The sequence below is a fragment of the Butyricimonas synergistica DSM 23225 genome, assembly GCF_000379665.1.
GTDB lineage: Bacteria > Bacteroidota > Bacteroidia > Bacteroidales > Marinifilaceae > Butyricimonas > Butyricimonas synergistica.
Window position 1 is genome coordinate 35,506 of sequence record NZ_KB903373.1, and the last position, 13,461, is coordinate 48,966.

10 protein-coding genes and 1 pseudogene are annotated in these 13,461 nt (G+C 36.6%); 7 read left to right on the forward strand and 4 right to left on the reverse strand.

What is annotated here, in order from left to right; all coding sequences use genetic code 11:
- Positions 1-154 precede the first annotated feature (154 nt).
- The 6 genes and pseudogenes from A3CY_RS22335 to A3CY_RS23400 all read left to right on the forward strand — a co-directional run bounded on the left by A3CY_RS22335 (position 155) and on the right by A3CY_RS23400 (position 9,395).
- Positions 155-2,929 carry a KAP family P-loop NTPase fold protein gene (locus tag A3CY_RS22335; protein WP_018339499.1) on the forward strand — a complete coding sequence of 925 codons (2,775 nt, stop codon included), beginning with the start codon at positions 155-157 and terminating at the stop codon, positions 2,927-2,929.
- A gap of 476 nt (positions 2,930-3,405) precedes the next feature.
- Complete coding sequence (locus A3CY_RS0118790) at positions 3,406-6,207, forward strand: KAP family P-loop NTPase fold protein (RefSeq protein WP_155828487.1); 2,802 nt, start codon at positions 3,406-3,408, stop codon at positions 6,205-6,207.
- 166 nt (positions 6,208-6,373) lie between these two features.
- Positions 6,374-6,580: pseudogene (locus A3CY_RS23080) on the forward strand (hypothetical protein); the annotation flags it as partial.
- Positions 6,581-6,890: 310 nt separating this feature from the next.
- The gene (locus tag A3CY_RS0118800; RefSeq protein WP_018339502.1) at positions 6,891-7,349 is read left to right on the forward strand and encodes a LexA family protein; all 459 of its coding nucleotides are present in this window, start codon (positions 6,891-6,893) and stop codon (positions 7,347-7,349) included.
- 3 nt (positions 7,350-7,352) lie between these two features.
- The gene (locus tag A3CY_RS0118805) at positions 7,353-8,612 is read left to right on the forward strand and encodes a Y-family DNA polymerase (RefSeq protein ID WP_018339503.1); all 1,260 of its coding nucleotides are present in this window, start codon (positions 7,353-7,355) and stop codon (positions 8,610-8,612) included.
- A gap of 435 nt (positions 8,613-9,047) precedes the next feature.
- Entirely contained in the window at positions 9,048-9,395 is a 348-nt protein-coding gene (locus A3CY_RS23400) for a peptidase associated/transthyretin-like domain-containing protein (protein WP_071596012.1), read from the forward strand.
- 103 nt (positions 9,396-9,498) lie between these two features.
- Here the strand turns inward: A3CY_RS23400 and A3CY_RS21660 are convergent, their stop codons facing one another.
- Complete coding sequence (locus tag A3CY_RS21660; RefSeq protein WP_071596015.1) at positions 9,499-9,762, reverse strand: helix-turn-helix domain-containing protein; 264 nt, start codon at positions 9,760-9,762, stop codon at positions 9,499-9,501.
- A gap of 292 nt (positions 9,763-10,054) precedes the next feature.
- The gene (locus tag A3CY_RS22340; protein ID WP_018339505.1) at positions 10,055-10,444 is read right to left on the reverse strand and encodes a helix-turn-helix domain-containing protein; all 390 of its coding nucleotides are present in this window, start codon (positions 10,442-10,444) and stop codon (positions 10,055-10,057) included.
- A gap of 147 nt (positions 10,445-10,591) precedes the next feature.
- Between A3CY_RS22340 and A3CY_RS0118820 the strand changes: the two genes are divergently transcribed.
- On the forward strand, positions 10,592-10,990 hold the full coding sequence (locus A3CY_RS0118820; protein WP_018339506.1) for a ribosome small subunit-dependent GTPase A: 399 nt from the start codon (positions 10,592-10,594) through the stop codon (positions 10,988-10,990).
- 2 nt (positions 10,991-10,992) lie between these two features.
- Here the strand turns inward: A3CY_RS0118820 and A3CY_RS0118825 are convergent, their stop codons facing one another.
- Together A3CY_RS0118825 and A3CY_RS21670 are read right to left on the reverse strand one after the other, a co-directional pair.
- Positions 10,993-11,607 carry a hypothetical protein gene (locus A3CY_RS0118825; RefSeq protein WP_018339507.1) on the reverse strand — a complete coding sequence of 205 codons (615 nt, stop codon included), beginning with the start codon at positions 11,605-11,607 and terminating at the stop codon, positions 10,993-10,995.
- Positions 11,608-11,629: 22 nt separating this feature from the next.
- Positions 11,630-13,336, reverse strand: coding sequence for an RNA-binding domain-containing protein (locus A3CY_RS21670; RefSeq protein WP_018339508.1), 1,707 nt, complete (start codon positions 13,334-13,336; stop codon positions 11,630-11,632).
- Positions 13,337-13,461: the final 125 nt, after the last annotated feature.

Here is a 13,461-nt window from a genome sequence, read left to right on the forward strand (position 1 = left end):
TTCCGGCAGAAACCGCGTCCGAAAAATTCTTCGTGTATTGTTTTAATTAATTATTCTTAATTTCTATCTTTATAGCGTGTAAGAGTGGGGCGTGCATTAGGGTAGGGAGCTGGCAGATGGATGCCGGAAATATAAACGAGTTGATTTACTTATCATGAGCGATAATGAAAAGAAGACGTTTGGGGAAAGACTTAATGAGTTTTGGAACTATTTGAAAAAGTATAAAAAAAATTTTCAGCTTATTTTTACCTGCTTGTTTATAGGATTCGTGTTTGAAAAGCTACTTGTCAAAATATATGATGACACGATCGTGAGGCTTCTTTCAGAGGTGAACGAGGGGTGGTTTTTCGCGTGTATCATGTTCGCTGCACTGATCGGGTTCGCATGGCGTTTGTGGAAAAGAACCCGTGAGAAATACCTTGATGCTGTCCCTAGAATGATTTTATTAATAGCTCTAGCATTAATTTACGTTCGTTATCGGTTCACGGGAGCTTACATTTATTATCCGGAAGGATGTTGGATTAAATACTTGGATGTTTTATTTCTAATTCTTTTGGTATATGGGTTATATCAAATATTGCTCAATTATAAAGCCGTGGAACGTAGTTTAAACCCTCAACGTGATGCTCCTGTTTTTATATCGGGTCATGCAATAAAGGCTGGAGAAAAAGATGAACTAGAATTTAGTAATTCGGCTAAAAATATAGCCGATCGGCTGAGTGGAGTTCCTGCTGACGTATCTTTTAGCATCGGGATAAACTCGGCGTGGGGGGACGGTAAATCATCATACTTGAATTTAGTACGTGAAAATATAGATAAAAATAGATACATTGTAATAGACTTTAACCCCGTAGAAAGCAAAGAAGAAGATTTAATACAAGTGAATTTTTTCGAGAAGATAAAATCGGTTTTACAGAAATATAGTGGAGAAGTATCTTCCTTGATTGATAATTACATGAAAGCCATCGGGATACTGGACGAGAGTAATTTCATGTCAAAAATTAGAGAATTAAAAGCCATGTTTTATGATGGGAAGGAGGAGGAAAAGCTAAAAGCTGCTCTAAGTAAAATAGGGAAACGGCTTGTTGTTATCATAGATGATATTGATCGGTTAACACCGGAAGAAGCTTTCAAAACCATAAAACTTATCCGGTACGCTGCATCTAATATTTCTAACATTATTTTTATAACCGCTTATGACAGGAATTGTATAAATCAATTTACTAAAAACGAGCAAGGTGATGACTTGTCTTTGTTTTGGGATAAGTTCTTCGACATGGAGATACAATTACCTTATCGACATAACAAGATGATTATTTCTTATATAGGGGAACGATTACAAAAATGGCTTAAGGCAACAAATTCAGCACCTTATAAAGAAATAATGGAAGGTTTGGGGGATAACTTTCAATTTCTTATCCGGAATCTTCGGGACGCTAAAAGGTTTTTGAATAATTTCTACATGGAATATTTGGACGTGAAAGAGGAGGTTAAAATCGAACATTTGTTATACGTGAAACTTTTGAAATATCGATATATAGATGTTTTTTATGCATTGAGGGCTAAGAAATTCATCGAAGCTGATTCTACTAGTGGTATAGAATATTATCCTAATGGTATTTATCGTTTAAAAAATGATTATGAAGAAGTTTTGAAAAATATTGAAAAAGATCCGGAAAGTGTTGGCATGATTAAGAAAATGTTGATTTTTTTATTCCCTAATATTTTAGAGATGAAATTAGTAAGACCAATTAATGATGTTGATAGTTTTGAAACTTATTTTCAAGATGAAATTAGCAATACTTTGAGTTTAAAAGATATAATAAGTCTTTTTACGCAATCTGAACAAGATGCGATGTCAACTATTGATGAATGGAATGGGCGAGGGTGTATAGACGAATTAATATACTATTTAAAACTGCGTGATTATCTTGAGATTGAGGATAAAGAGACTTTTGAACTTTGCGTGAAGTTGTCATTTAATCTACTTGCATATACGAGGAATTACTATTATTACAAGCACTTAACAGGATATTTCAATAAAACTGACGTGGCTATTTTCTCAGATAAATATTACAATGGTGATAGAGTACAATATAAAAAATATTTTGCTGATTTATTTGAGAGGGATTCACAAGAACAGCATATCTATCATGATTTTGTTCGACTGATTCTTGCTGAACTATTTGAGGCGGCAGTAGATGCTAAAGGAACTTGGATATTCGATAGAGACTATTTTGTAAAATATGCTTGTAAAGGAGCATTTTATTATTTTAAAAATCAAATCTCTAAAAAAAGCGAGTATAATCTTGCCATGGGATTAGAATTATTGAAAAATTGTATTCAAGATGTTAGTAACAATATCTCTGTGTTGAGTCAGGTTGCTTGTCTATCGGCAAAAGAATATATAGTTGAACATCCCGTTGAATATTTACGTTTGTTTATAAAGATGCACATATTAACTTTCACGCATAAAGCATATGTATTTCCAGATATATGTTACAAGTCTATATTTGCAAATGATTTTGAAGCTTTTTTATACGATAAAAGGCTTGATAAAGAGAATGAAGTAGAATTAGTCCGGAATTTTTGGGAATTGTTTAAAAGTAATAATTACACATCAATCGAGTGTAAAGATGAAATCAATAGTCGAACGAAAATGAATGCAGAGTTTTCAGATGGAGTTAAGAAACTGTGTCGAGCGAGAGAAATACGGAAAGACTTATTAGATATTGCAAAACAATGGAAATTTTGTAAGGCTATGGACTCGCATAAGAAGAATGAAATATTGCAGGATTTAAATGTTTATCAGAAAGAATTTGAGAGTATTGAGATAAAGACGATGGATATATTAGTAGCAGAAAAGACGGTCGAGACAGTTAGAAAACTTATTCAAAACGTGGATGTCGTTTCTAAAACTGACGCTTGATAAAGTTGGTTTTTCACGTGTTTTAAGCCTTCGTGATTCACGATCGAGAGGCTTTTTGCAGCCTGTAAAAGTCCTCGCTCTATAATTTGTACCCCATGTTACAGGACATTTTTAGCGAGAGTGAGGAGGGATACTTTTAATTTCTTGTTTAACTTGTAGGTGTATTTGCGTAGTAGTGCTTATTTCGCGGCAAAATTTTTACCAATAGTCCTTCTATTAGGTACTCCTAATTTGAGCTGTTCCCCTTTTGAATACTATCGTCAGTTCCGAGGCGGCTCTCTTTTATTTCTCGTCCTGTATACAGGTAATTGTAAAGATAAGGACAGGGATTTTTTTACTGTAATAATTCTAGTGTCTCGAACTCGTCTTTTGGGACATTTCAACATTTGGCAGAAACCGCATCCGAAAAATTCTTCGTGTATTATTTTAATTAATTATTCTTAATTTCTATCTTTATAGCGTGTAAGAGTGGGGGCGTGCATGAGGGTAGGGAGCCGGCGGATGGATACTGGAATTATAAACAAGTTGATTTACTTATTATGAGCAATAATAACGATAATGAAGAGAAGACTGTAAAAAAGAGATGGAACTTTTTAGGGCGTTACAAGAAAAGTTTTTTGCTTGTTTTATTCGGAGCTTTTATTTGGGCAGGATATGAAAAGCAACTCGTGGAGTTATATGATGACACGATCGTGTGTCTTCTTTCCAAGATTAACGATGGTTGGGCTTTTGGAATAGTAACCTGTATCTCGTTGGCTTTACTGGCAGTTTTTCTTTCTTATAAATCATATAAATGTTATTTGGATACTGTTCCCAGGATAATTTTGATACTAAGTTTGACCGTGATTTATATTCGGTTTCGGTTCACGGGTGAGTACATTTACTATCCCGAGGATTATAGACTAAAATATTTTGATGTGTTGTTCGCTATTCTCTTTATTTACACGTGTTATCAGGTTTATTTATATCGCAGGTCGAAACCTGATAAAACGGAATCACCCGACTATTATCTTGAAGCGGATCGAGAAATAGAGAAAGAAGATAAAGACGAGCTAGTATATACTCCTTCGGTTAATAGTCTGGTTCAATATTTAGAAAAAGTACCCAAAGAGCATTCTTTTAGTATAGGTATCGACGCGTGCTGGGGAAATGGTAAATCTTCTTATTTGAATTTGTTAGCTAATAAGATAAGAAAAAAATATATCATAATAAAATTCAATCCTGCTAAATGCAAGGATGCTGATAAGATTCAAGTTACTTTTTTTGAAAAATTGAAATCGACTTTACGCAAGTATAACGGGGAAGCGTCCACGTTAATTGATAACTACCTTAAAGTTCTTGGATTCGTGGATGAAAGTCATATTGTTTCCCGTTTGAGTGAATTGAAGCAAATGTTTTATCAAGTCAATGAAGAAGAAAAACTGCAATATGCAATTGATAAACTAGATCAACGGCTTGTTGTTATCATAGATGATATTGATCGATTGACACCGGAAGAAACTTTACAAACCGGAAAACTCATCCGCTATTCTGCCAATATATCGAATATCATTTTCATATCAGCGTATGACAGGCGATGTCTCAACCCATTTGCTGAAGATCAATCGGGGAAAGATATGCCTTCATTTTGGGATAAATTCTTTGATGTAGAGCTTCATTTGCCATACAGGTCTCAAAATTATATCATTGAATATCTTGCAAAACAATTGAAGTTTCGTTTGGGCAATAACATCGATTATTTGCGAATAATGAATGAGTTAGGGGATGATTTCAAAGTCTTCATTCAAAATATTCGAGATGCCAAAAGGTTTTTGAATGTATTTATTCAGGAATATACCAATTTGAAAGATGAAGTTGTGTTCGACCATTATTTTTATTTGAAGTTGTTAAATTATAAATATACAGAGGTTTATAATTCATTAAGAGAAAGAAGATTGTTCAAGCAAGAATTTAATAATAATGATTTTTTTTCTTTACTAGAAGAAAAAGTACTTAATGAAAAACTAGAAGAATATAACTACGGGGAAAGACACGTTCAAGTGGTAAATCACGTGTTGACAAAGTTGTTTCCTAATTTCTATAAACCTGGCGTTTTAAGACCAATATATGATAAATCAAGTTTTGATATATATTTTTTAGACGGGATTTTTAACTCCTTAAAAATTATTGAATTAAAATCTCTTTTTTTATTATTGGAAAGAGATGCGATTTCTAAAATTGACGCATGGGTGAAGGAAAATTATCTCTTTGATCTAATTAATTTTTTTAGACAATACCCAATTAATGATTTTGAAAGAAAACTACAATTTGAATTTCACATGAAATTATCATTTTACATGTTGGAATATACTTCATCCTTAGATTATTATAGTAATCTTACGAAATATTTTTATAAAAGTGATATGGCTATTGTTGTGAAAAAGTATTACAACGGGTATGAATATTCATATAAACGTTACCTGATGGACTTGTTTGAGGAAGATGCACAAGGGAAATATATTTATAATAAATTTTTACAGCGGGTTCTTTTAGATTTATCCATATCCGATGATTGCGATAAAGCATGGTTTCTAAGTAAAGATGAATTACTGCAATATGCCAGAAAGAGTTTAGATTACTATCTCAATAATGATATTTCTAAAAGGGAGGGAAATAATATTTCCAAAGGTTTGGAATTATTGTCTAGTTGTGTTGAAAAAAATGATAATGTAAAGGGTGCTATTTTGGACGAGAGGGCTTGCAAAAAGATGAGAGAATATATACAACGTGAACCGGAGGACTATATTAACGAGTTGGTCGGATTTTTAACTTCAAATATAGATGATAAAGTAAGTATATTCTCGGAGTCACGTTACGAATCTATATTCGGTAGTAAAGAGGAATTTGAGACGTTTTTGATGGGAGAGAAATTGAATCAAATACAGAGAATAGATTTAGCCCGCAATTTTTGGGAATTATACAAAAGTAATGACTATGTTTCAATTGTTAGTCGTAAAGAAATTGATGTTCAGAAAATAATAAATGGAAATTTTTACCTAGAAGTTTTGAAACTACATAGAATACAAGAAATACAAACATTCGTACTGAATAAATCTTGGTTAGAACGTGAGGGTAAACTAGAATCTAGGGAAAGAACGGAAGTATTGAAGGAAGTTGAAACGCTAAAAGAAGAATTTGATGCAATTGAATCAAAAATAGGAATAGATATTAAATCAATAACGCAAACGGGAAAAGAATTAGCATCCTTGTTGGGAATGTTAAAAACAAGACGAAATTAAATACTTCATTCCCGGTTTACAATTTGCACATTTGTATAGACAATGTTTATCCTTGCCAAAAGTCCTCGCGATATAATCTGTAACCCATGTTGCGGCATACTTTGAGCGAGAGTGACGGGTCTGCTTCTAATTTTTTTGTTTAACTCGCTGACGTGTTTACGCCCTTTATTCTGGAAAAACATACAATGAATCGGGAAAGGACTTCTATACTTGTAACGAGTTGCTGGTGTTCGATTGGGACGGGAATTTGCTAAACACCTATATGTTGGATAAGTCAGCGGTTGGGGTAAGTTATGACGAGGGCGAAAGCGTTTTGTATGCGGTCAGTAACGCCCCGGATATTCCGATGTTTCGTGTCCGCTTGCCGGAATAACGCCTCACGTTGAACTAGAGTTATGAAAAAGAAGAATCAATTACCACATAAGAGAATAAAAGCGGGGTATCCCCCGCTTTTTCTCTATAAATAGCCGCGAGTGTTGATTGCTCTTTTCACGTAAGGAAGAGTTAAAAAATTAGAGTAATCGTATGTTTCCTATACCTTATTATATAGGTGTATCCTCGAACGTTCATTTATATATTCACGCGGAACTTAACCAAAACATTCTCAAATGTTCCTAAATCTTCTTGTAATTAATTTATTACGAAATTAATTATGAATTTCCCATTCTATCTTCGCGGTAGTGATGGAAAAGGACATATTTAGAGAAATAAAATTATACAAGTGCGACACGAGTACGCGCTTGGCGTTGCCTTTGGCGGAAGAGGGAATTCATGCAGGTTTCCCTTCTCCGGCGGCGGATTATTTGGAATTGGCAATTGACCTAAACGAAGAACTTGTGAAGAATCCCGCATCTACTTTTTTCGGGCGTGTCGTGGGGGATTGTTTAAAAGATGCCGGGGTTGACGAGGGGGATATTGTTGTAATAGATAAATCTCTATTACCTCCGAAAAATGGGGATATGGTGGTTGCTTTTCTTGATGGAGAATTTACCTTACGATTGATCGAGAGGAGGACGGGAGAAGAAAATGTGATCTGGTTGCATCCAGCAAATGCTAAGTACGAGCCGACACTGGTAACGAGTGAGAACTATTTTGTTGTTTGGGGAGTGGTAACAAGCATTATTAAACAACGAAAAAGGTGAGCCATGTATGCCCTTGTCGATTGTAATAACTTTTTCGCGAGTTGTGAACGGGTATTCAATCCCGCTTTACGGGATCAGCCGATCGTGGTGCTTTCTAATAACGATGGGTGCGTGATCGCACGATCCAACGAGGCGAAGAAATTAGGGCTTAAAATGGGTGATCCTTACTTTAAAGTGAAGGATGTTATCGTGAAACATGGGGTTCATGTTTTTTCATCTAACTATGTTTTGTATCAGGATATGTCAAATCGAGTCATGCAGACTCTCGCGGGATTCGTGAAGGATATAGAGGTCTATTCCGTGGACGAGAGTTTTCTTGACCTCACGGGATACGAGGAACATTATAATTTGGCAGAATACGGGAAACAAATCGTGAACACTGTTACCCGGAATACCGGAATCCCAGTGTCTATGGGTATCGCTCCCACGAAGACGTTGGCTAAAGTGGCAAGTAAGTTCGCGAAAAAATATAAACGCTATGGCAGCGTGTGTATTATAGATAGCGAGGAAAAGCGGGAAAAAGCCCTAAAATTGTTCGATATTGTGGATGTGTGGGGAGTTGGGCGACAATATGCCAAGTTGTTAAATTATCACAGGGTAAAAACAGCTTATGATTTTACTTTAAAATCGGAAATTTTTGTCCGTAAGCACATGAAAGTAAACGGGGTGAGAACATGGAGGGAGTTAAAAGGTATTCCCTGTTATGATTTGGAGCAACCGCAAGATAAGAAAAGTATTTGTACATCGAGAAGTTTCGGTGAAACCGTGACCGATTACCTGACATTATCCGAGGCGGTGTCGAATTTTGCGGCGGCTTGCGCCCTGAAGCTGCGGGAACAAAATTCGTGTGCCACAATGATTACCGTGTTCATACTAACGAATCGGTTTCGAGCGGATTTACCACAAGATTTCGAGTGTAGGACAATATCGTTGCCCGTGGCGACGAACGCGAGTTCAGAACTAATAGCTGCTGCCTGTTCTATCCTACAACATATTTATAAAAAAGGATATGCGTATAAGAAAGCGGGGTGCGTGGTATCCGCCATCGTTCCGAAAAACGAGGTGCAGCTAAATTTGTTTGATGAAACGGACCGCGTTAGACTTCAACGCTTGTATAATACCGTTGACCGGATCAACAAGAAAAACGGGACAGACGCGCTGAAAATTGCCGCCCAAGGGTACAGTAAAAAATGGAAGCTAAAAAGCGAGCATGTTTCCAAGAGGTACACCACGAACCTGAACGATATAATCACGATTCGGTAAAACAGTATTGATTGTAAATGATAAAATGGGGTTTGAGAGCCTATTTTGGCTCATTTTATCTAAAATGATTATAAATTAGTGGTGTTTCATGTTATTTATAAATAGTATTTTTAGATAGGAAAAAAAGTACAAAATTGGAATAAATTAGATGTGTATACACGACTGAATAATAACCTGTATTTTTTTGTAAGTCTTGTTGTTGTTAGTTTCTAGCGATTCAGCAAAAAGTGTGCTAAAAATATTGCTAATATGTAGCTAATAAGTGTTGTTTTTGAAAACTGTAAAGAATTATTCTATTTAACAATATTATTCCGTCGTATTTTTTTAATACGCACTTTTTTAAGTAAAAAAATAATCTTAACTTGCATGAGTATACATTTTCAGAGAGAGTTTTTATGCGCGCATTATTTTTATTAATGTTAAATTTACGCGACTATGAAAAGATTAATGTTACTATGTTTGGTGGCGGTTGGTACAATGTGCCTATCGTTCACGGCATTTGCCCCGGCAGTACAGACTTCTGTAAGCGGACATGTTTACGATCAATCAACCCAATCACCAATTGGTGGAATCGTGGTAGATGAAATGGTAAATGGTGTTTCCGTTAATACCACAACCACATGGTCGGATGGTTCTTTTTCTATTGAAGTACAAAGTAGAAAATCAACCTTGCGTTTTTCTGACCCGGATTACCAGAGTTATTCAACCGTGGAGCAAACATTTGATTTAAGTCAGGATTGTAGCGACGTGAGTGTTTATATGCACTCGTCAAGTCAAGAATGACGTACTTTTTTCAAATCTTAACCGTAAATTTAGAGGTGTAATAAAGCTAGTGTTGGGGAAACATCTTTGAAGACTAAAGAGAGGGGGCAATTGCCCCCTCTTGTTATTTATCTCGTTTGAGGTACTTCGAGTTATCGTCCGGGAAATTTTCGTCCGGCATAAAATCTTTCATCTTGCAATTGAAGATAATGGCGAGGGCATTCAAGTGGTTGAAATTATATTTGTCCTTACATTTAGCACTTTCCACGTTCCCCACGAAAGTAATATCCAAATTCATTTCCATTGACAATTGGGCTTGCGACATCCCGGCGGCGAGTCTATACTCCCGAACCTTTTTTATAATCGCTAACTCAACTTGTGTCTTCATTGCCTTATTTTTGAAAAAATAAAGAAAATATTTTTTCTTATTTTCTTTCATCTGAAATATCAGATGACTACCTTTGTGATAAGATTTATTAAATAGAGTCCCACTCGAAATAATGCAAACGTGTAAGCGCGGGAACCACCATTCCTCGTGGAAGCGCGGGCAGGAAACCGCCCGTGACTCTAAATAGTAAATTAAATGAATATCCAAAGCGCCCTCCCCTCTTTGGAGGGCGTTTCCTATATGTATAGGTGAAGATTCGAGTGGGCGGGTTCGCCCGCGTGAAGGAGAAGGATTATTTCTTTGATGATTTTTGTTTCTTCCTTGCCTTTTCCTTTGCCCGTTCTTCTAGTTTTTTCATTGATTTTTCCTCTTCCTGTCGTTGCAGTTCCTCGTATTTCAGCCGGAACCGGGGATGTATCTCCGCAAATTCTTCAATGCAGTTTGTTGTCACGAAAGGGTCAGGCATGAAATCGGCGATCTTGCAATTAAACAGCTTCGCGATCTCGTTCAGTTGGTTATGATTGTATTTTGTTTCATACTTCGGGCTTTCGGCACGAAAAACGTAGGATGGGCTTAAATTTAATTCCAAACACAATTTTCTTTGACTCATCCCGGCATTTATCCTGTATTCCTTAACCTTGTTTATGATGTAGGTTTCAATCTCGGTTGTTTTGGTTCCCATTTTTCTAAAAATTAAAAGTAAAGAAAAGATTTTCCGCGAATTGTTTTGTACCCTGTACAGTATGCAATATATTTGTTGAGAAAGAGTCGGTTTGAATGTTCCGGGGTTGGTTTAATTTTGTTATATTGTCATCTAAAATACACGAGTATGGAAGCGGAGAATTTGTTTAATAAAGAGTTAGAAATTACTGGCGATGATGTTCTTGAGTGCGAGGATATTGAATTGCTCCAATATTGGGAAGAAAAATTAACTGAACAACTCAGGGACGTGAAAACAACGCTCGATCGCTTCGAGGATTTGAAGGGGTTGAACCCGGAATTAGTCGAGGATAGTAATTATCGAAGGGCTTACGAGGCACGGAAGTACCGGTTAAAATTTTTAGATTTGATTCTCGCGAGGAAAAAAGCATTGAAGAGATCGGAGAATAAAGATCAATTACTCACGCGCAAGTTTATGAGCGTGGCAAAGGATTGGTTAGAACCCCGGATGTACAAGGCGATACTGGAAGAGGCGAAAAAAAGAGCGAATTACCCGACAGGGGAATAAGATTATTCCTTTCCGTCGTACAGAGAATCGTACAGGCTCTCGAACGTGTCGATTTGGTCGTTTTTCAGCATTTCATACGTTATAAACGTTCTTTGAATAAAAATATTCTTTTCTTTCTCGATGCCTAAACATACTCCGTCCTCGCAGCTTGTTTGAAAAATTCTTTTATCCTCGACGCTTTCATCAGACGAGAAAGTCGGGTTCCTGCAAAAAAAGTATTTTATCAGGTCAATGCCTTTTATATCATTGTTCCCTTCCATGAATCTATCCCGGTATCGTTGAAAAAAGTGAGGAGGGAACATGAGTACGCAGGGATCACCTTGAAACAAGGAAATCATGAACACGTAAATACCGCCTCTCGCGTTCGCGGTGCAAACATAAGTGATTGCCGGAGTTTCCGCGTCTTTTTTGCTTTTGGCTGTAAAAATGATAATCCATTTATTTTTTTTCGGTGAAACGTAATCGACTGGCTTGAATTGAACGGGAAAGCGAGTGCGTTTGAGAACGTTCCGCCGGAAGTTATTGCACAGGTACTCGACTTTCGCCGTGACATTGGGCCCGTCGTTTACGAGTTCGGTATACATTTCCCGTAAACTCATGTTATCCACTACTAGCATAGGTTGCTGTTTAAATTATTTGCTACAAGTCAAATCCACCTAAAAAATCTTTCCCTTTCTCTGTAATAACATATTTTTGGTTGGAAGAATTGGGTTTATCTTTTATAGTGTATTCTAATAAACAAGCTACCCGTAAAGGGTTGATATATATTTCTCTCAATTTATTTCTTGAATTAAACTCGATCAAATTTTGTATATCTTCGATATTCTTGGGAGTCAAACAGAGCAATAAAATCTTAATCAAATTCATCGTTCTTTTATCGAATAACTCCACCCCTTTTTCTGCCCAACTCCACCCCTCGAAAGAAGGATTTTCTAGTAACTCGTTGTTTATCTTTATTCTAAGATTTTCTAACTCCACCCCTTTTTTACTCCAACTCCACCCCAAACTTCTATCCTTGGCGAAAAATAAAGCATTCGTATCATTCATTTCTGCATAGTCAGGAGCCAAGTTTAAAGATTCAATAGATTCAAGCGTTTCTGAATCGAGGTTAGTTTTATTTAATCCCACCAGTTCGATAAACGCGGCAGCTCTCTCTTCTCCCAAAACGGAGCCAACAAGGGGAATTACGGTTTTAAACTGGTTATCCTCGATAAAGAGGGGTTTTGTACCGGAAGAATAGATATTTAGATATTTGTATACATTTCTTACCCCGGAACCGATCTCGTCTACCCAGCTAAACTCGGAGAAGAATTTACGTATATTCGGATTCTTGGCGTATGGATTAAAAGAATCCAAAGTCAACAACCCTCTGAATAAAGGTTTGTTCGGATTTGTTATTTCAACACGATTTTTGTAAATAATCATCGTGGTAGGATACGCGCTCGTGTATTCCCGGTGAACAATGGCGTTAGCTATTATTTCACGGAATATTATTTCTCGCAAATCTTTTCGTTGATCTCCCTCCAAATAAAACATATCGGGCAGGCGTGAGCGATTTTTTATGAAATCCATCGCTTGCAGGTAGGTGTCGATTAAATTTGTTCGTAACGTTAATTTGTCATCCCAACGATCGAGGTCATTCAATTTTACCAAAATATCGAATTTATATGCCGGGAGGATGTTCTGGATGGTTAAATCTTTTCCAAACACGAGAGCGGAAGCGAGGGTTAATCCCTCTTCGCCAGTCCGAATATCCTTTCGATAATACCCGGATGAGCGTAAAATCTCCATGTTGTTTATCGTCAACCAAGGATGTGAAGCGTTGACAGATCGAATAATACTTCTCGCTTTATCAAACAGGTTATTATCCAAATCTTCTATTTGGAGGTACGGGAATATTTCATTCTCGGTAAAATGATTTCGTTTTCTGAAATATAATTCAGAAATTCGGGAATCATCCTCGATTCTGATGTCGCTATCATTTTCCCGGTCATAGATAATTCCGTCATGGCTGTGTATATGCGAGCTAACGGGAATCTTCACGTATAAAACGATCAGACCTTTATCTTCCAGTTGGTAGATAGGGAAATTGACCGGGGGATTTATGACATCTTTGTTGTTTAACGCGGTAACAATATCTTTTTTTAATTGGTCGACGGCATTTTTATCAATTCCGGTTATAACTCCATCATCGTTTGCCCCTAGTATAATTGTTCCTCCTTCCCGGTTCAGAAAAGAAACCACGGTATCGTAGAAATTGTTGGGGACTTTTATTCTTGCCTCCTTAAATTCGAGATGTAAACTTTCGCCTTTGGAAAGAATTTTATGCAGATCCTCGATTGTCATGTCGCGCGTGTTTTATCCTGTAATATAATTAAGTTTTTGGGGCGCTCGCTCCCTTTTCCCGCGAAAGGGATTGCAGCGAGGTATCAAGTACCGCGGAAAGCCCGGTCCGCGAGTTAGCGGATTCG